Annotated in this window: 1 pseudogene; it reads left to right on the top strand. The window is 67.4% G+C overall.

What is annotated here, in order from left to right:
* Positions 1-285 (top strand): annotated as a pseudogene (locus H3H36_RS27935) (chemotaxis protein); the annotation flags it as partial.

A 285-nucleotide genomic window follows, 5' to 3' on the forward strand; every position in this document is an offset into this window, starting at 1 on the left:
TGGCCGGCGAGGACACCGTGGGCCAGCTGGGCCACGGCATCGCCACCATGCTGGCCAACCTGCGCGCCCTGATCAACAACGTGCAAAAGGCCGGCATCCAGGTCGCCAGTTCGGCCACGGAAATCGCAGCCTCGGCCCGCCAGCAGGAGGCGACGGGTGTGGAGCAGGCCCAGACCAGCGTCGAGATCCTGTCCACCACCAAGGAAATCTCGGCCAACACCAGCGCCCTGCTCAAGACCATGGAACAAGCCACCGCCGTGGCCGACTACACCACCAGCGCCACGG

The sequence above is a fragment of the Rugamonas fusca genome, assembly GCF_014042365.1.
Classification (GTDB): Bacteria; Pseudomonadota; Gammaproteobacteria; order Burkholderiales; family Burkholderiaceae_D; genus Rugamonas; species Rugamonas fusca.